The sequence below is a fragment of the Flavobacterium faecale genome, from assembly GCF_048320115.1.
GTDB classification, from domain to species: Bacteria; Bacteroidota; Bacteroidia; order Flavobacteriales; family Flavobacteriaceae; genus Flavobacterium; species Flavobacterium faecale_A.
Genome location: NZ_CP182943.1, coordinates 2,017,433 through 2,036,702, shown reverse-complemented (window position 1 = coordinate 2,036,702; position 19,270 = coordinate 2,017,433). Strand labels below are relative to the sequence as shown.

The 19,270-nt window shown below is 35.1% G+C and carries 14 protein-coding genes; 7 read left to right on the top strand and 7 right to left on the bottom strand.

Annotated elements, in window-relative coordinates:
- Positions 1–105: 105 nt before the first annotated feature.
- Both ACNH59_RS08515 and ACNH59_RS08510 read right to left on the bottom strand, forming a co-directional pair.
- Positions 106–975 (bottom strand): transglutaminase family protein, encoded by an 870-nt coding sequence (locus ACNH59_RS08515; RefSeq protein ID WP_418262123.1) that lies wholly within the window; start codon positions 973–975, stop codon positions 106–108.
- Positions 965–3,547 (bottom strand): circularly permuted type 2 ATP-grasp protein, encoded by a 2,583-nt coding sequence (locus ACNH59_RS08510; protein ID WP_418262122.1) that lies wholly within the window; start codon positions 3,545–3,547, stop codon positions 965–967. The genes ACNH59_RS08515 and ACNH59_RS08510 overlap by 11 nt, the downstream gene beginning before the upstream one ends.
- Before the next feature lie 85 nt (positions 3,548–3,632).
- On the opposite strand from ACNH59_RS08510, the gene ACNH59_RS08505 reads away from it, so the two are divergent.
- On the top strand, positions 3,633–4,478 hold the full coding sequence (locus ACNH59_RS08505; protein ID WP_418262121.1) for a transglutaminase-like domain-containing protein: 846 nt from the start codon (positions 3,633–3,635) through the stop codon (positions 4,476–4,478).
- 144 nt (positions 4,479–4,622) lie between these two features.
- The gene (locus tag ACNH59_RS08500; RefSeq protein ID WP_418262120.1) at positions 4,623–8,042 is read left to right on the top strand and encodes a DUF2126 domain-containing protein; all 3,420 of its coding nucleotides are present in this window, start codon (positions 4,623–4,625) and stop codon (positions 8,040–8,042) included.
- A gap of 94 nt (positions 8,043–8,136) precedes the next feature.
- Here ACNH59_RS08500 and ACNH59_RS08495 read toward each other — a convergent pair whose 3' ends face one another.
- Positions 8,137–8,580 (bottom strand): exosortase F system-associated membrane protein, encoded by a 444-nt coding sequence (locus ACNH59_RS08495; protein WP_418262119.1) that lies wholly within the window; start codon positions 8,578–8,580, stop codon positions 8,137–8,139.
- Complete coding sequence (xrtF, locus tag ACNH59_RS08490; protein WP_418262118.1) at positions 8,555–9,106, bottom strand: exosortase family protein XrtF; 552 nt, start codon at positions 9,104–9,106, stop codon at positions 8,555–8,557. Before xrtF ends, ACNH59_RS08495 begins: the two co-directional genes overlap by 26 nt.
- 76 nt (positions 9,107–9,182) lie before the next feature.
- Here xrtF and ACNH59_RS08485 point away from each other — a divergent pair, with 76 nt between their 5' ends.
- From ACNH59_RS08485 to ACNH59_RS08475, 3 genes are all read left to right on the top strand, one after another.
- Positions 9,183–9,638: a GAF domain-containing protein gene (locus ACNH59_RS08485; protein WP_418262117.1), complete on the top strand. Its 456-nt coding sequence runs from the start codon at positions 9,183–9,185 to the stop codon at positions 9,636–9,638.
- 112 nt (positions 9,639–9,750) lie between these two features.
- The gene (gene rpsO / locus ACNH59_RS08480; RefSeq protein ID WP_418262116.1) at positions 9,751–10,020 is read left to right on the top strand and encodes a 30S ribosomal protein S15; all 270 of its coding nucleotides are present in this window, start codon (positions 9,751–9,753) and stop codon (positions 10,018–10,020) included.
- Positions 10,021–10,196: 176 nt separating this feature from the next.
- Entirely contained in the window at positions 10,197–12,341 is a 2,145-nt protein-coding gene (locus ACNH59_RS08475; RefSeq protein WP_418262115.1) for a polyribonucleotide nucleotidyltransferase, read from the top strand.
- 560 nt (positions 12,342–12,901) lie between these two features.
- Here ACNH59_RS08475 and ACNH59_RS08470 read toward each other — a convergent pair.
- Together ACNH59_RS08470 and ACNH59_RS08465 are read right to left on the bottom strand one after the other, a co-directional pair.
- Positions 12,902–13,771, bottom strand: a complete 870-nt coding sequence (locus tag ACNH59_RS08470) for an Abi family protein (RefSeq protein ID WP_418262114.1) — start codon at positions 13,769–13,771, stop codon at positions 12,902–12,904.
- A 175-nt stretch (positions 13,772–13,946) separates the two neighbouring features.
- A complete protein-coding gene (locus tag ACNH59_RS08465; RefSeq protein WP_418262113.1) occupies positions 13,947–14,234 on the bottom strand; it encodes a hypothetical protein in 288 nt (95 codons plus the stop codon).
- 56 nt (positions 14,235–14,290) lie between these two features.
- Between ACNH59_RS08465 and ACNH59_RS08460 the strand changes: the two genes are divergently transcribed.
- Complete coding sequence (locus ACNH59_RS08460; protein ID WP_418262112.1) at positions 14,291–15,913, top strand: site-specific DNA-methyltransferase; 1,623 nt, start codon at positions 14,291–14,293, stop codon at positions 15,911–15,913.
- Positions 15,914–16,007: 94 nt separating this feature from the next.
- Here ACNH59_RS08460 and ACNH59_RS08455 read toward each other — a convergent pair whose 3' ends face one another.
- Positions 16,008–16,385 carry a GxxExxY protein gene (locus ACNH59_RS08455; protein ID WP_418262111.1) on the bottom strand — a complete coding sequence of 126 codons (378 nt, stop codon included), beginning with the start codon at positions 16,383–16,385 and terminating at the stop codon, positions 16,008–16,010.
- A gap of 91 nt (positions 16,386–16,476) precedes the next feature.
- Here ACNH59_RS08455 and ACNH59_RS08450 point away from each other — a divergent pair, with 91 nt between their 5' ends.
- A complete protein-coding gene (locus ACNH59_RS08450; RefSeq protein WP_418262110.1) occupies positions 16,477–19,110 on the top strand; it encodes a DEAD/DEAH box helicase in 2,634 nt (877 codons plus the stop codon).
- The last annotated feature ends 160 nt before the right edge of the window (positions 19,111–19,270 follow it).

Genomic DNA, 19,270 nt, shown 5'->3' with positions numbered 1-19,270 from the left:
TATTTTGATTCTTGAAAAAAAACGTTCTCTTAAAGATAGGAAAAAAAGTGCTTATCCGCTAGCCATTTAAAATATTAATGGTACAAAGAAATGAAATCGAAACTATTACAATAAAGGAATCACATCAACTTCAACTTTAACGCGATGCTCACCCGAACTGAAAATAATTCCTTTAAGCGGGGAAATATCTGCATAATCACGACCATAAGCGGTCACGATATGACGTTCTCCAGGAATCATATTATTCGTAGGGTCAAATTCACACCAACCCATGCCAGGAACGTATACAGAGACCCAAGCGTGAGAAGCATCAGAACCTTGTAATTTCACTTTCCCTTTTGGCGGCAAAGTCTCCAAATAACCGCTTACATATCGGGCAGCAAAGCCCATACTTCGTAAACAAGCAATCATCAAATGGGTAAAGTCTTGACAAACTCCTTTGCGTTCTTTCAATACCGTTTTCAAAGGGGTATTCAAATTGGTAGCACCTGATTTGAATTCGAATTCTGTAAATATTTTTGATGATAAATTAGATACTGCTTCATAATAGGAGCAATCAGGAACCAAACAGCTTTCTGCAAATGCCTTGATTTCATCATCCCAAAATATAAAAGGACTAGGAAGTTGAAATTGAAGTAATTCATTTTTTAAATGCAATTTGGAACTAAATAACTCTAAGGTTTCCGAACAGGTAATGGAATTGACAAATAATAATTCTGGAGGAAATACTTCTACAATACTTGTCGTTACTACTTGAAGTATTTTATGAGGTTTTAGAATAGAAAAATAATACTTGATATTTCCAAAATAGTCTGTTCTTGGGTATAAATTTTGTGGTTTTGGTTCTATCGTTAATTTAAAATCTTCACATACTTGTTTGTCTGAATTTACAGGATGTAAACACACAATACACTGGTAATTATGAACAGCATTTACATAAGTATAGGTAGTTTTATGAATTAATTTATACTTCATCTGAATCAATTTTTTCAGTTTCTAAAAATGAAAGTTGCATTACCGAGTGGTTAAAGTACAAGCTTGACAATGCATTAGTAACAGATGATATAAGCCCTGAAACCGAATTAATGGTCTCATCAAGCAACTCTCTATAATTTGCACCATCAGCCTGAACCAATTCTTCAGGGTCAATTAATTTTATTATGGTACTGGCTTCCAACACCTTCTTCTCAGCTATACTCAATTGATTGAATTCGGATTTTTTAGGCAGTTGCCCAATATTATAGGAAAGTGTATCTAAAATATAAGCTAGCGTATAGGGCGATTTTTTCTCTAAAAACAACATATTTATAACTGTCACTAGATTTATTTGGGACTTATAAACGCTCCTATACTGCGCTAATAGATTATGATTTTCAAGAACGGATTCTAATAACAACTGCTCGACATCTTCGCTCCGTTTGAAACAAAATAAAGTTTGTATCACCGAAATCAGCGACAAAAATCGCTCAATATTTTTTCCCGCTTCAAAAAGAAAGAAACCATTTTCTCTTGGCAAAGTCTCATACGTATTCCCATAAAAAGCCATCAGTCTAATATACAATTTATCTAATCCATGTGTAGTTTGATTGATATTAACCACATTAGACTCTTTCAACCCTGTCAAACTATCTTCTATAAGTCCGATAATTCTCTTAGTATCCTGATTCCATTTTTCGCTAATATGATTAATCGAATACAACCATGACTGCACATTGTAAGTAACAGAACCTTCCTTCTTAGGGTCATTAATCAATGAAATCAACTCGGCCAATGGTTTTTCAAAAACAGTTTCGTCCTCTTCTCCATCCTCACCTACAAATCCAGGATAAGATTGCGTCAAATGCGTCACGGCCTTTAACAACACAATCAAAAATTCTGGTTGTTTTTTTCCATGACTGTTCACGTTTTCATTTAATCTGCTAAAAATGATTTTCAGGAAACTGGTCAATGCCATCGTTCTTTCAGATAGCCTTCCTACCCAAAACAAATTCTCAGCATTTCTACTGGTCAATGCTGTACTACGAGAAATTTGACTTGATTTTTTAACATCAATTAATTGCTCTTGAAATGAGGTTTGTTCTTTAATTTCAGGCAAAGTATCAGTGATGACCCAAGTATCTTTAGAAATCCCTCCAAATTGATTGGATATTTGAAATTTATCTTCCACTACAGAACTACGAGTCAATCCACCTTGCATGACTTTGTAATTCTTACCATCAGAAATTAAAAAAGCTCTGATTACCGCCAATCTAGGAACAATTTCACCATCAATCAAAGACGGCGTCGTAGAAAGACTTACTTCTTCTTGAGCGACATATTCTTTTGGATTTTTAATGATGGCCGCTTTCAATTCGGCTAATTCTTTTTCATTTAGCTTTCGTCCATAAACTGACTTTACACCCAAATTTCGATTGGTTTTCTTGATGATCAGTTTTGGTAAATTATTCAAAACATAATTCAATTCTTTCGTTTGCCCACACCACCAGGTAGCGGTTGAATTCATTAGCAAAGGTTCTTTTAGCAAAAATTTACAAGCGTTTTGAATAAATGCCATTAGCCCATGATTTTCTAAAACTGCTATTCCTGGAGGATTAATCACCGTTACATTGCCCAAACGCATGACTTGTAACAAACCTGGAATCCCCAAAAGTGAATTACTATTGAGCTCCAAAGGATCGCACCAAACATCGTCGACACGCTTAATAATCACATCTACACGTTCTAGTTGATCAATAGTTTTTAGCCAAACATAGCCTTCTCGCACTAACAAATCGCTACCTTCGACTAGGGTATATCCTAAATATGACGAAAGATAAACATGCTCAAAATAAGTTTCATTTCCTTCACCAGGAGACAAAAACACGACATTAGGATTATCCGTGTTTCCACCTAATTTCCCAACCGTTTTTTGCAATTCATTAAAATACGGCCCTAATTTACTGCGGTGAATATTTTTATTCAGTTTTGGAAAAACATTTGCCATGACAATACGGTTTTCCAATGCATATCCCGAACCCGATGGAGATTGCACCCGATTATCAAGCAACCACATCTTACCATCAGGACCTCTTGCTATATCACAGGCTAAAATGGTTAACTGATGTAAATCATTTTGACCAATATCAAAACAAGGCCTTAAAAACCCCGTATTATCATAAACCAATTCTGCAGGAATGATATTATTTTTGATTAAAAGTTGTTCCCCATAAATATCCTTATAAATTAGATCCAATAACTTTGCTCGCTGAACTAATCCTTTCTCAACAATCTCCCATTCTGATTGATGAATAACAAAAGGGATTGGATCAAGTTTCCATGGGCGAACCAATTCATTTTCGGAATCATATACATTATAAGTAACTCCATTTTCTTTAAGCTTACGAACAATCTCTTTATTTCGAATGGCTATCTCCTCCATCCCAACGGCTTCTAGGGTCTGAAATAACGTTTCCCAGTAGGGTTTTACTTTGCCATTTTTATCAATAACTTCATCGTATGATTTAATCGCTTCCTGATAAGATTCTAAAAAAGATAAAGGGGTGCTCATTTGGGGTGTTTAAAGGTAGAAACAAATCTACATTTTTTTTTAAGAAAAGCCGTTCGATTATCCTCAATATTAGTACTTTTACTTTATGGAATTCACACTTAAAACAGCTATTTATTACGATGTATACACTCCCTCAACATTCGTATTTAATATCCAGGCCTTAAATATTTCCAAAAACCAAAAAATCCTTTCTGAATCTCTCCAAATCAAACCTAGTTTAGCTTTCAAAGAATTCAACTTAAAGAACTCCAAAGCAAGATTTTTCAAAATTCAAGCCACTGAATACGTCCCTTTTAGCATTCATTACCAAGCAAAAGTAGCCGTAAAACCTAAGTTGATTGCAAAAAAGAAACTTTTAACAAACACTCCTATTTTCGATCTGAAAAATGAAATAATCCCTTATCTCACGCCTACTAGACATTGTCCTTCAGATAAACTAATGGATTTTGCCTTTAATCTTTTTGGCTACATTCAAACAGATTTAGAAAAAACCTTAGCCATCAATGAATGGATTTTCAACAACATTCAATATGTAAGTGGGTCGACTGATGCCAACACCACAGCCTTTGACACACTTAATAAACGTGAAGGGGTTTGCAAAGATTTTGCACATTTAGGCATCGCTTTATGTAGAGCCTTGAATATTCCAGCGCGTTATTTTACCTGCTATGCTAGCAACATTTATCCGCCAGATATTCATGCCTGTTTTGAAGTTTATCTTGGCAACAATTGGATTGTTTTTGACCCTACTCGTTTAGCCTCTTTAAATCAATTGGTTAAAATTGCTGACGGTAAAGACGGCTCCGAAATTGCAGTAGCAACCATCTTTGGAAATGCCTTTTGTACCCAAATGAATATAGAATGCGAGCTACTAAATGAGGAAAACAGCGAATCTTTTCCTTCCGAGACATTTTTTATTTCCTATTTATAATTAGCTAAATTTACATTATCTACAACTTTACAGCACCTAAATTATCATTCTGACATTTATCAATTTAGTCATCTTTTTTTTATACGTTAACAATATTAATCTCGTATTTTTAGTAAAATTTTAGAAACTAAAAACTCGATATTTATGTCTGTTAAAGTTGCCATTTCACACAAGACAACCTATAAATTTGACCGTAGTGTCAAATTATTCCCTCACGTTTTTAGACTTCGCCCTGCCGCACATTCTAGAACCGCCATAGAGGGTTATTCTTTTAAAATTAGCCCCGACAATCATTTCATTAATTGGCAACAAGACCCCTTTGGAAATTACCAAGCTCGAATAGTCTTCCCTGAAAATATTCAAGAACTTAAAGTAGAGGTAGAAGTAATTGCCAAACTACAAGTCATCAATCCATTTGATTTTTTTGTTGAAGAATATGCAGAGGAATTCCCATTCAAATATGACAAAACCCTTGAACAAGAATTAATCCCTTACTTAAAAATAAGCGAAGAAAGCCCTATATTCTTGAAGTTTATCGAAAACATCAAACTCAATAAGAGCACAAAAACCAATGATTTTTTAGTTTACCTCAACCAATCTATCTACAAAGCACTCAAATACAATGTACGCATGGAAGCTGGTGTGCAAACACCCGAAGAAACATTACGAATCAAAAGTGGTTCTTGTAGAGATTTTGCTTGGTTGCTCATTCATGTTTTGCGCCATTTTGGTCTGGCAGCTCGATTTGTATCAGGATACATTGTACAATTAGCTCCAGATATCAAATCTCTTGACGGACCATCGGGACCAGAAAATGATTTTACCGATTTACATGCTTGGGTAGAAGTGTATCTCCCTGGCGCAGGATGGATAGGACTTGACCCTACATCCGGGCTTTTTGCAAGTGAAGGACATATTCCATTATGCTGTACACCACATTATGAAAGTGCCGCTCCTGTCACTGGTGCTACTGGAAAATGTGAGGTAAGTTTTGATTTTGAAAACAAAGTCACTCGCATCCATGAAGACCCAAGGGTTACCAAACCCTATTCTGAAAAACAATGGAACAACATCATGGAAGTGGGGAATGTTGTCGAACAAGATTTGATTGCTGGAGACGTACGTTTGACTATGGGAGGTGAACCCACATTTGTCTCCATTGACGATTATGAATCTGCTGAATGGAACACTACAGCTGACGGACCACTAAAAAGAAAATTAGCTTACGATTTAGCGCTTCGACTAAAACAACGCTTTGCTCACGGGGGCTTACTACATTTTGGTCAAGGAAAATGGTATCCTGGAGAATTATTTCCACGCTGGCAATACGGATTATATTGGAGAAAAGATGGACTGCCTTTATGGAAAAATGACGCTTTAGTAGCCAAAGAAGGCGAAACAAACTTTACTTTTCACGATGCCGAAAAATTTGCAACAGAACTCACCAAGTATCTCGGCATCGACACTCAAAATATTACTCCAACCTATGAAGACCCCATTTATTGGGCATTAGAAGAAGGAAAACTCCCAGTCAATCTAGATCCCTTAGCTGTAGATTTAAAAGATTCCATCCAACGCCATAATTTGGCTAAAACACTTGAAAAAGGCTTAAACAATCCTTCAGGTTTTGTTTTACCCTTGCGAAAAAACTATTCCGAAGACAATTGGGAAAGTTGTGCTTGGGAATTCAGAAGAGGAAATTGCTTTCTAATTCCCGGAAACTCTCCTATCGGCTTGCGTTTACCACTAGACTCTTTGCCAAAAACATCCAAAAACAAAAGAGAAACGGTAGTTGATAGAAGCCCCTTTGAAGACTTACCTCCATTGGGCGATTACAATGAAAAAGTTCAAAAACGTTACGGCACAATATCGAAAATTTTCCAAGCTGCCAAACGAATCTTAACCAAAAAAGAAGCTAAAGAAAAAGAGAAAAACCCATTGCTGTTTGATGTAGACACCTTCATCACAGCTATGTGTATTGAGGAACGTGATGGTATCATTTACGTCTTTCTTCCGCCTACTGATTATTTAGAGGATTATGTTGATTTAGTAACATCCATCGAAAATACGGCTGAAAAATTACAAATGCCTGTTCGAATTGAAGGCTACCAGCCTAAATCAGACTATCGCATGGAAAAAATGATGGTCACTCCTGACCCAGGCGTAATTGAGGTCAACGTGCATCCTGCCAAATCGTGGCAAGAAATTGTAGACAATACAACAGCTTTGTATGAAGAAGCTTTCCTTTCTCGACTAGGCACTGACAAATTCATGGTAGACGGCCGTCACACAGGAACTGGCGGAGGAAATCACGTAACTCTTGGTGCCGAAAGACCCGAAGACAGTCCGTTATTAAGAAGACCCGACTTACTGCGTAGTTTAATTACATATTGGCAACACCACCCTGTATTGAGTTACCTATTTGCAGGTCCATTTATAGGCCCAACCAGCCAAGCCCCGCGTATTGACGAAGGAAGAGATGAGAAATTGTACGAAATGGAAATTGCATTTGAACAAATTCCAAAAGACAAAGAAGTTCCGTATTGGATGGTGGATCGGATTTTCAGAAATCTTTTGACGGATATTACAGGAAACACTCATCGAACCGAATTTTGCATCGACAAACTTTATTCACCAGACTCCTCCACAGGAAGACTAGGAATTTTAGAACTTCGTGCCTTTGACATGCCTCCACACAAACACATGAACTTGGTTCAAAATTTATTGGTTCGTGCCTTGGTTGCTAAATTTTGGAAAAATCCTTACGAGAAAAAACTCATTCGTTGGGGAACAGAACTGCATGACAAGTTCTTATTACCACATTTTGCTTATCTAGACATGATAGATGTTGTGAATGATTTAAAGGACGCAGGATATAACTTTGATATTTCATGGTTTGACCCCTTCTTTGAATTCAGATACCCACATCATGGAACAGTAACAATAGACAATATCCAGCTGGAAATCAGATTAGGTATTGAACCTTGGCATGTACTTGGTGAAGAATTAACAAGCTCAGGAACTTCTCGATTTGTAGATTCTTCATTAGAACGTTTACAAGTCAAAGTTTCTGGAATTGTTCCAGAAAGACATATTTTACTCTGCAAAGGCTGTAGAATTCCGTTACGAAATACCGGAATAAAAGGAGAATATGTAGCTGGTATTCGATACAAATCATGGAATCCGCCATCTGCTTTACATCCTAATATTGGTATTGACGTTCCTCTCGTTTTCGACTTGGTAGACACTTGGAACAACAAGGTTATTGGAGGCTGTACTTATTTTGTAACCCATCCTGGAGGACGTAGTTTTGACACTTACCCTGTAAATAGCTTTGAAGCCGAATCTAGAAAAATGAGTCGTTTTTGGGATTTTGGACACACACCTATAACAACAATAGAAGAAAAAGAAACAGAAACAGAAACTGCTACAAATAGCACCGCAACATCCCGATTTTTAGTAGAATCCAAATCAGATTTAAAACACGATACTCCTATAGAGCTCATCAACCCTGAATACCCTTATACTTTAGATTTAAGGCATTTTTGGACCGCTAAAAACTAATTGAAGTTCATCCAATATAAATCTGCTCTTTTAAAAATCACTCTAATTTTGAGATGGTTCTTAAAGGGCAGATTTTTTCGATATAATTTAAAAATTACTTCACAATTCGTTGGTAATAGAAGCCCGGAATAAACAACAATACAAATAAGGGCTGAATCAAGAATCTGCGTATATAAAAAAGCAACCAATTGTGACTGGCTCCATAAAAATAGATTAGTCCAAATAAACAACTAACCAACAAAACAAAAAACAACACATACAGAAAAAAAGCAAACTTTACGAATTCTATTTTCCTAAACAAAACAAAGATAAGTCCAAGCGAGATAATAGTATTTAAGGAATAACGAAAGAGCAAGCCCAAGAACAGATAAAAAGCATTATAATCTGGCAACGGCGCATTAATAAAGTCCCCTTCAAAATAACTCAGGAATGGGTCGTAAAATAAATCGCTTTCAAAAACACGAACCAAAACCAGTAGAAAAACAAAGATTCCTCCTATTACTATTCTTAATTTATGTTTCAGTAGTTTTTTTAGCATTCAAAAAGAAATTATTAATCCATATCAACCAGAGCAAAAAGACAAAACCATATATAAATAGCGGAAAAAACACTCGATGTAAAATGATTTCTTGGTTTGGAAAAAAATACAACAAACCACATAAAACAGCAACACGTACCACATTCAAAACAAATATTGCAATAGAACCAAAAAATACATATAGTGAAGTTACCAATAGTTTCTTAGAAAATGAAACTACAAAAGCAGCAAACAAAATAATAATACTGATGGCATTGCATCCCTCTACCATTCGAGCGACATACTTTTGATTATAAATCAACTTAATGTACAATCCCGTATCTCCCAGTTCAGTTTGAAAATTAACCTGAAACATATTCAAAAACTGTTCTGTATTTCGGGCCACTAATTTGGTTATCGAATCTAAATTACCTTCCTCAAAACTCCCCAAATAACTTTGATAAACAAAAGTCATACTAATATACGTCAAAAAAAACTTGGCTAAAAAAATTAAAAAGGGTTTGTATAGGGTAAAATATTTTTTCAAAATAAAACTTTAGATTCCAAATCAATTAATTTCAAAAGAACAGTTGCTACTTTTGTGTAAAACTAATTTAAAAAAGATGAATTTTCAAGATTTAAAATCACAAACCCAGGAAATACTAACAAATTCAGTTTCAAATCGAGACGAAAAACTTTTGGCCGTTTGCCAGTTATTACATAAAAACGTTCCGCATTACAATTGGGTTGGATTTTACTTTGCCAATCATCAAACCCAAACGCTACACCTAGGCCCATATGTAGGAGCTGAAACAGATCACACTATCATTCCCTTTGGGAAAGGAATTTGCGGACAAGTAGCCGTCTCTAATACTAATTTTATAGTACCAGATGTTAGCAGTCAAAAGAATTACATTGCTTGTAGCATCACTGTAAAATCTGAAATCGTGATCCCCATATTTGTCAACGGTATCAACATTGGACAAATCGATATTGACAGCCACACAATCGATGCATTTACTACTGATGATGAACGTTTTCTAGAAGAATTAACGGTTGAAGTTTCAAAATTATTCTAATCCATAAAATAACTCACAACTTATATCTTATAACTCATATTTTTTTTTTACTTTTGCACCCGTCGTACAACAACTGTATAGACATACATAATAATCATTAATTAATATTAGCATGTACTTAACTAAAGAAGTAAAAGAAGAGATCTTCGCTAAACACGGAGGAGCTGCAACAAACACTGGTTCAGCAGAAGGACAAATTGCATTATTCACTCACAGAATTGCACATTTAACAGAGCACTTGAAAAAAAATCGTCACGATTATAATACAGAGCGTTCATTAGTATTATTAGTAGGTAAAAGAAGATCTTTACTTGACTACTTGAAAAAGAAAGATATCAACAGATATCGTGAAATTATCAAAGTATTGAATATCAGAAAATAATCAATATATAAAAGAGGTGCGCAAGTACCTCTTTTTGTTTTTTAAGTCCCTTTTCTCAAAAGGGAAACAGTAATATAAAAAGTTTTGGTTTTTCATTGGGTTTTACGCATTAACTACGCGCAGCAACTACAACACAACTAGTTACCCATTTTATTAACCAAAAAAGGAAAAATTTTATGATTCCACAAGTAAAACAAGAAATTATCGATTTAGGAGATGGAAGAAGCATCTCAATCGAGACTGGTAAATTAGCCAAACAAGCTGACGGATCTGTAGTGGTGCGTTTAGGAAACTGTATGATACTAGCTACTGCGGTATCAGCAAGAACAGCAAATCCTGGTATTGACTTTTTACCTTTAACGGTAGATTACCGTGAAAAATTTGCAGCTGCAGGACGTTTCCCAGGAGGTTTCTTCAAAAGAGAAGCGCGTCCAAGCGATAGCGAAGTATTGACTATGCGTTTAGTAGACCGTGTATTGCGTCCACTTTTCCCAGACGATTACCACGCTGAAACACAAGTTATGATTCAGTTAATGTCTCATGACGAAGAAGTAATGCCTGATGCATTAGCAGGTTTAGCAGCCTCTGCAGCCCTTGCGGTTTCTGACATTCCTTTTTACAACTTAATTTCTGAAGTACGTGTAGCGCGTATCGACGGAAAATTAGTAATCAATCCAAGTAGAGAAGAGTTAGCTAAGTCTGACCTTGACATGATGATTGGTGCTTCTATGGACTCAGTTGCCATGGTTGAAGGTGAGATGAAAGAAATCTCAGAAGCTGAAATGATTGAAGCAATTAAATTTGCTCACGAGGCTATCAAAGTACAAATTGCAGCACAACAACGTTTAAGAGCGGCTGTTGGTTCTCCTGAATACAGAACGTATGATGGCGAAGTAGAAGACGAAGCGGTTTATGCAAAAGTAAAAGCTGCTGCTTATGACAAATGTTACGCTATTGCAGCCGAAGCATCTGGAAAAAGCGAAAGAAGTGAAAAATTTGCTGCTGTAAAAGAAGAAGTAAAAGCTTTGTTTACAGAAGAAGAATATGCTGAAAATGCAGATTTAGCTGGATTAGTAGGGAAATATTTCTACAAAACAAATAAAGAAGCGGTTCGTAACGTAATTCTTGAACAAGGAATCCGTTTGGACGGTAGAAAAACAACTGAAATCAGACCAATTTGGTGTGAAACAGATTATTTACCATCTGTACACGGATCTTCATTATTTACACGTGGAGAAACACAAGCATTGGCAACAGTAACTTTAGGAACTTCTAGAGAAGCTAACCAAATTGACTCTCCATCTGAACAAGGTGAAGAGAAATTCTATTTACACTACAACTTCCCTCCTTTCTCAACTGGTGAAGCTAGACCTCTTAGAGGAACTTCAAGAAGAGAAGTAGGTCACGGAAACTTAGCGCAAAGAGCGTTAAAAAATATGATTCCTGCTGATTGTCCTTACACTATCAGAATTGTTTCTGAAGTATTAGAATCTAACGGATCTTCATCTATGGCAACTGTTTGCGCAGGAACTATGGCTTTGATGGATGCGGGAGTTCAAATGACAAAACCAGTTTCTGGTATTGCTATGGGATTAATTACTGACGGTGAAAAATTCGCTGTACTTTCAGATATCTTAGGAGACGAAGATCATTTAGGAGACATGGACTTCAAAGTAACTGGAACTGCCGACGGAATTACAGCTTGTCAAATGGACATCAAAATTGATGGATTGCGTTATGACATTATGGAACAAGCCTTGAGTCAAGCTCGTGAGGGACGTTTACACATTTTAGGTAAATTGACTGAAACTATTGCTACTCCAAGAGTTGATGTTAAAGCACACTCTCCAAAAATCATTACAAGAACTATTCCTGGAAACTTCATTGGAGCGTTAATCGGTCCTGGAGGTAAAGTAATTCAAGAATTACAAAAAGCTACCGGTACTACCATCGTAATCAACGAAGTAGACGAGCAAGGGGTTATCGAAATCTTAGGAACGGATCCTGCTGGAATCGAAGCGGTATTGGCTAAAATTAAGTCAATCACTTTCAAACCACAAATGGGAGAAGCTTACGAAGTGAAAGTAATCAAAATGTTAGATTTTGGTGCAGTAGTAGAATATACTGAAGCCCCAGGAAACGAAGTTTTATTACACGTATCTGAATTGGCTTGGGAACGTACTGAAAACGTAACCGATGTAGTGAACATGGGAGATGTATTCCAAGTAAAATACTTAGGTGTTGACCCTAAAACTAGAAAAGAGAAAGTGTCAAGAAAAGCACTTATCGCTAGACCTCCTCGCGAGGCAAAACAAGAGTAATCCATCTTAGTTTACTAAAGGTTTATTTATAGAAAATCCCGTTTCATTAAGTTGAAACGGGATTTTTGCTTTATTTGGGCATGCCGCCAGTAGAAAAAGGGGCTAAACTCAGCAGCTTGGTAGTCGCCCCTTTTACTACTGCCGTCGGGCTATCCGCGCTACTTCGGTAGCTTGCTTCTATCCCTCATGCGGATTCGTATTAGCCAAACGATTAGTATAAACAACAACACCAGTTCCTCACAGTTTGTCACGCTGAAAGCGTCACACAATCCAAGAACCTCCAACTTGTCACACTCAAAGAGTACCAAGATAGCTAAGTAACTTTACTGAGACGCTTTCAGCGTGACAAACTGGTACTAAAAATTGTAGAGAAAAATACATAGGACTAGAATAGAAACAGCTTTTAAACAAAAAAACCCAGAGCAAGTCTGGGTTTATATTATTTTTTTAGAGTGCAGCACTAATGCAAAGAAAAGCAGGGCACTTATTATCATACAAAGATACGAAGAAAAGTTTACTTTTTAAAGTAAAAACATAAGAAAGGAGATCAGATGACTAATTCAAAAATTAAATCCAATTTTATTTGCAATAATATCTTTAATTATCTCATTTTCTGAATGTTTCATAAATAACTGATTCAAATCTCTATCCAAATCATTTGCCCTTTCATTAGATATCGATTTCAAAATGAAAGAAATTATTTTTATAGAAGAATCCAAAGAGTGCCTATTGTTATTATTAAAGCAAATATTTGGTAAAGAAGCAATCCCTTTAGGGGTTTTAAAATCAAACAAGACACCACCATGTGCACAAGTATTCCTTACATACACAATTGTATCAAATAGATTAATAAACTTTGACAAATTTAAAACACCATACAAATTTGCTATACTCATCTTTAACTCAGTATCATTTAAAGATTTAAAAGTTTTAAGTACAGCACCAAAAGTAAAAAATTCTAATGTTTTCCATGCTGGAGCGTATAAATCATTGATATTATTCAAATGATGCAATTTAATTGTCTTGTTTGTTCTTTTAAAATCTTCATTATAATACTTCCCAATCGTATTAATGTACCGAACATCTATTATTCTAGGATTTATAAACCAAGTAGGCGAAGACTTGTATTTATTAGATACATAATAAACCAGTTTGGTTCTAAAATTAATTTCAATTCTATTTAAATATTTAAGAAGTAGATTTCTTAAATCCACATCCAAATAATATAAAGTAACAGCGTTAGAAAACAATGTGCCTTCTTGAAATTGATGGTCTGAATTTATTTCAAATGGATTCCAATAAAATCCTAACCTATAATACCCAATATCGAGTAAAATTTCTTTTACTTTTTCAATTTCTAAGTCGAAAATCATTCCACGTTCTTGAAGCTTTAAAACCTGATTATCAACATTGGTTGCTATACCTGCCATTTTCTTTTTTTACAAAGTTTGTGTTTTTTTTACAAGAATAAAAAGTCAAACTTATTCACAATAAAGTATAGTTTTGAACAACTCTCTCACCAGGTTAAATTATAATCACATTTCAATCACAAGTAAAAAAACCCAGAGCAAAGTCTGGGTTTTTAGTATTTTCTACTTCTAAAAATCAAATATCATTTTCTAAATCAATTTTTAATCCTTTAATGAGTTCGGAGGGTTCTACATCGAGAGCATGAGCTATTTTAAAAAACAAATTCATAGTCATTCCTTGATTTCTATCAAAAATTAATCGTAAAGTTTTCTCATCACACCCAACTTTTTTGGCAAACTGAAGCTTATTCCCATTATGTTGTTCCATAAAGAGAACACGAATTCTTTCGGTAAGGATTTCCTTTATTTTATCTAATTCGCTTTGCACGTAACAAATAAACCCAACACAAATAAAATATTTCATTTTAGTGTTCGGAGTTTTGTCCGAAAGATTTATATTTGGAAAAAATCAATCATAAAATGCCAACACTACACTGGATCGGTAAAGACAAAATCATCAATCACCATCAAGAAGTTCCATACAAAGTGCTGAATCATGAATATGGTTTTTCAGAAAATGGAAAAACCGAAACTGTAATCGATGCAGGCAACCTCATTATCAATGGTGACAATCTCGAAGCTTTAAAATCATTATTGCCTAAATATGAAGGAAAAGTGAACTGTATTTACATTGATCCGCCTTACAACACAGGAAATGAAAGCTGGGTCTACAATGACAATGTAAACTCTCCACAAATCAAGAAATGGTTAGGTAAAATTGTTGGTAAAGAAAGTGAGGATTTAACACGCCACGACAAATGGTTGTGTATGATGTACCCAAGATTAAAACTGCTGCACAAGCTTTTAGCGAAAGATGGTGCAATTTTTATTTCGATCGATGACAATGAACAAGCCAATTTAAAATTAATGATGGATGAGATTTTTGGAGCAGGTAATTTTGTCGCAAATATTATTTGGCAAAAAAAATATAGTCCTCAAAATGATGCACGATTTTTTTCAGATATGCATGATTTTATAATCTGTTTTGCAAAAAACAAAAACAATAATGAAGAAGTAGGATGGGTAAGGAATTTACTTCCAAGAAGTAATGAAGCAAATAGTAGGTATAAAAACTTAGACAATGACATACGAGGTCCATGGAAATCTAGCGATTTTTCAGTTAAAACATATTCAAAAGAATATGATTATGAAATAACTACTCCGTCGGGTAGATTAGTAAAACCGCCACAAGGTAGATGTTGGCGAACTTCAAAACAAAATTTCACAGATTTACTAAAAGAAAACAGAATTTGGTTTGGTGAAAAGGGCAATAACGTTCCTTCCATAAAAAGATTCCTGACAGAAGTACAAAACGGTACAGTTCCAGTTACAATTTGGCTTAGAGATGAAGTCGGGGACAATCAAGAAGCACGACAAATTCTGAAAAACATCTTTTCGGATGCAGAGTTTCCATTTGACACTCCTAAACCACCTAGACTAATTGACAAGGTTTTAAAGCTTTCGACGGATAAAAACTCCATAATCCTAGACAGCTTTGCTGGCTCAGGCACAACAGCGCATGCTGTTTTGAATTTAAACAAACAAGACGGCGGTAACAGAAAATTCATTTTGATTGAAATGGAGGACTATGCCGAAACCATCACTGCTGAACGTGTCAAAAGAGTGATAAAAGGCTATGGTGAAGACTCAAAAGCAGTCGAAGGCACGGGAGGAAATTTCGATTATTACACTTTGGGCGAACCCTTATTTGACGACAATAATAATCTAAATGAAAATATTGCTATTGATAAAATCCGAGAATACGTATGGTACACAGAAACACGCACAACCTATTCAACTTCTTCAGAAAGTTTACTAAAAGATAAAGAAGTATTTCTAGGCAACTACAACGACACTGGTTATTATTTCATTTATGACAAAGATAATCTAACAACTTTGGACTTTGATTCCCTAGCCACATATGTACAACAAAAAGCAGAACGATACATCATCTATGCAGACAACTGTCTATTGCCTGAAACATTTTTAAGAGAAAAAAATATAGAATTCAAAAAAATACCAAGAGACATAACAAGGTTTTAGATGATAGGAAAGCTTCCCGCAGATCTAACAGATTTAGCAGATTTTTATTGTTGCATTTACAATCTGCAAAATTTACGGAATCTGCGGGACAAATTTACAACCCATTTACTTTCCTAAAAATTGAATCTAAAATAGTATTAGTATTAAAATTAACAAGTATGCCAAGTTTTAGTTTAGAAAGTTTTAAATATGTTATTAATTGTTTATGGTGCACTGATCTCAAATCTTCAACAGATTTAAGTTCAATGATAACCAAATCATTAACTAGCAAATCTATTCTGAATGCGCTATCTAATTTGATTCCCTCAAAAATTACAGGGAGCTCAACTTGGCGTTTAACATCTAATCCCATTTCGGTTAAAACATGGGCTAAAGCAATTTCATATACGCTCTCTAATAGTCCCGGACCTAAAACATTATAAACTCTAAAAATCGCCCCACGTATTTTAAATGAAATATCGTTTTCAATCATAATGTTAATTTATCTAAGTTAAATAGAGTAAATATAAAATTTAAGAGTAAAAAAATCTTCTTAAAGTATTTTTTTTAGAACAAATAAAATCATGGAATTAAAAGGCTATCAAAAACAAGTCATTGACGATTTAGCAAACTATTTTGAGTACTTACAAAATCACAAAAAAGCAGCTACCGCTTTTAATTCTTTTTGGCAGGACAAAGTAGGATACTACAATCCATTAACCAGCGAGGGAATGAGACCGTACCAAAACACTGTTCCAGGCGCTGTCCATTTGAGCATAAAAGTTCCCACAGCAGGAGGAAAAACATTTATTGCTTGTAATGCGCTCAAAACTATTTTTGACGCCATGCCCGATAACAAAACTAGAGCTGTGGTTTGGCTTGTACCTTGGAGCAACCTGCTAGATCAAACAGTTCGTAATTTGTCTAATCCTGACCATCCTTATTGCCAAAAGTTGAATTCATTATTCAACAACAGAGTGCAAATTTTTGAAAAAAGAGATCTACTACAAGGAGCAGGTTTTAATCCATCGTCAGTCCAAGAACAATTGAGCATTATGGTTATGAATTTTGCTTCGATACGAGCCAAAAACAAGGAAGACCGTAAAATAAATGAACAAAACTCAAACCTAGCAAACTTTCAAATTGACGAGAGAGACATTCTTGAAGGTACTGAAAAAGAAGCTTTAATTAATGTCATTCGAAGTTTGAATCCTATTTTGGTTGTTGACGAAAGCCATAATGCTGAAAGTGATTTAAGTGTCGAAATGCTTAACAACCTCAATCCTAGTTTCATTCTAGATTTGACCGCCACACCCAAGCAAAATGCAAATATCGTAAGTTTGGTTTCAGCCATTGAACTCAAAAAAGAGCACATGGTCAAATTGCCTGTGATTGTGTACAACCATCAAAATATAGAAAGCGTAATTGAAAGTGCATTGCACTTGCAGCACAAACTAGAAAACGAGGCTAAAATATTAGAAAGTAAAGGCGGAAAATACATTCGTCCTATAGTTTTGTTTCAAGCACAATCAAAAGGAAAGGAAGACAACACTACTTATGACAGACTAAAAGCACAGTTAATCTCTATTGGAATTCCTGATGATCATATCAAAATAAAAACGGCAAACAAAGATGAATTGAAAGGTATTGATTTGATGAGTCCCGATTGTCCTGTGCGCTATATCATTACCATCAACGCCTTGAAAGAAGGTTGGGATTGTCCTTTTGCTTATATCCTAGCATCATTAGCAGACAAATCATCAGAGGTTGATGTGACACAAATATTGGGTCGTGTTTTGCGTCAGCCGTATGTAATGAAACATGATAGTACGATGTTAAACCTATCTTATGTAATCACTGCTTCTGCCAAATTTCAAAATACGCTACAAAATATTATAAAGGGACTACAGCAATCTGGATTTAGTGAAAAAGATTACCGAGATAAAGATGTAATGCCCCAACTAGCAAAAGAAGAGGTAGAACAAAAAACGTTAGACAGTTTCCTTTTTCCAGAGCAAAACAATGAAACAACCGCCTTCGAAAACGGATTTGACACTAAAAAAATACTATTCAACCCAGAAGATATAAGTGCCACAAACTCCACCGTTTTTGAGATTGAAGAAATAGCAATTGCCCAAAACGAAGAATTTCAACAACAAATTAAAAATCAAGAAAACAGTGATTTCGCCTTACAAACATATACAGAAGTGGGAATAAAAGTGAAACAATACAAAATGCGTGAAAACGTAGCAAAACAAGCACGAGAAATCAGACTCCCAAAATTTGTTATTGAAACCCCAAAAAACGAATTCCTCCTGATGGAAGATGGTGCAACGGTAATATTGGATAGAGTAAACTTATTGAAAAATTTCAAGCTATCAGACAAAGATATTCAAATTGCTTTTAAAAGTATTTCATCCGAATTGTATAAAATTGACACAGAGGAAATTGGAAAAGGTGAATACAAAATGTCTCCTTTTAAAATAGAAAACAATTTGGTTCAAGAGCAGATTACCAACTATATATTAGCAAAACCGAAAGAAGGGCAAATCAAAGATTTAGTTCACTTTGTGGTGAAACAGATTGACAAAATGCCTCCTATTGCACATACCGAAATTAAAAAATATGTTACAAGGATTTTAGAAAACATGTCGGCTCAGGAGCTCATTGATTTTAATCAGTACAAATTATCGTATGCAGATTTGATTAAGAAAAAAATCAATGATTTGGCAGACAGCTGTGCTGAAGAAGTATTTAATGATTGGCTTGCAATCAACAAAATTAAAAGTGAACCTATTTGGAAATTTGACGAATCCATTATCATTTCAAAACTAGGGAATGATATCGGTAACTCATTATATATCCATGAGGGAGATATGAATGGTTTGGAACAAGAATTTATTTCTAAAATTTCAGGATTCTCAAATATTTCATTTTGGCATCGCAACTTAGGAAGAGGCAAAGGTTTTGCATTAAATGGCTACAAATCCAACCATTACCCTGATTTTATTATCGTGACCAAAAACAATAAAGTTATTGTAGTAGAAACTAAAGGTTCCGACAGAGACAATTCAGACAGCTCCGCTAAATTACGATTAGGAAAAGCCTGGTCAACAGCTTCTGGTTCCAATTATTTATATATGATGGTTTTTGACAAGAATGCCATTGATGGAGCTTATAATCTTGACAAAGCAATTTCCTTAATTCAGCAAATGTAAACTTTCAATTAATACCCACAAGGTCAAAAAAAACATTGCAAGAAATCGTGCTATAAGAACACACAACTTTAATTGACTCTATAACCGCTTAGGGAGGAGAGCAATTGTTTGAGCTCTTATTGTGCAATGGAATGGAACAATAAACGACTACATCCTGAAG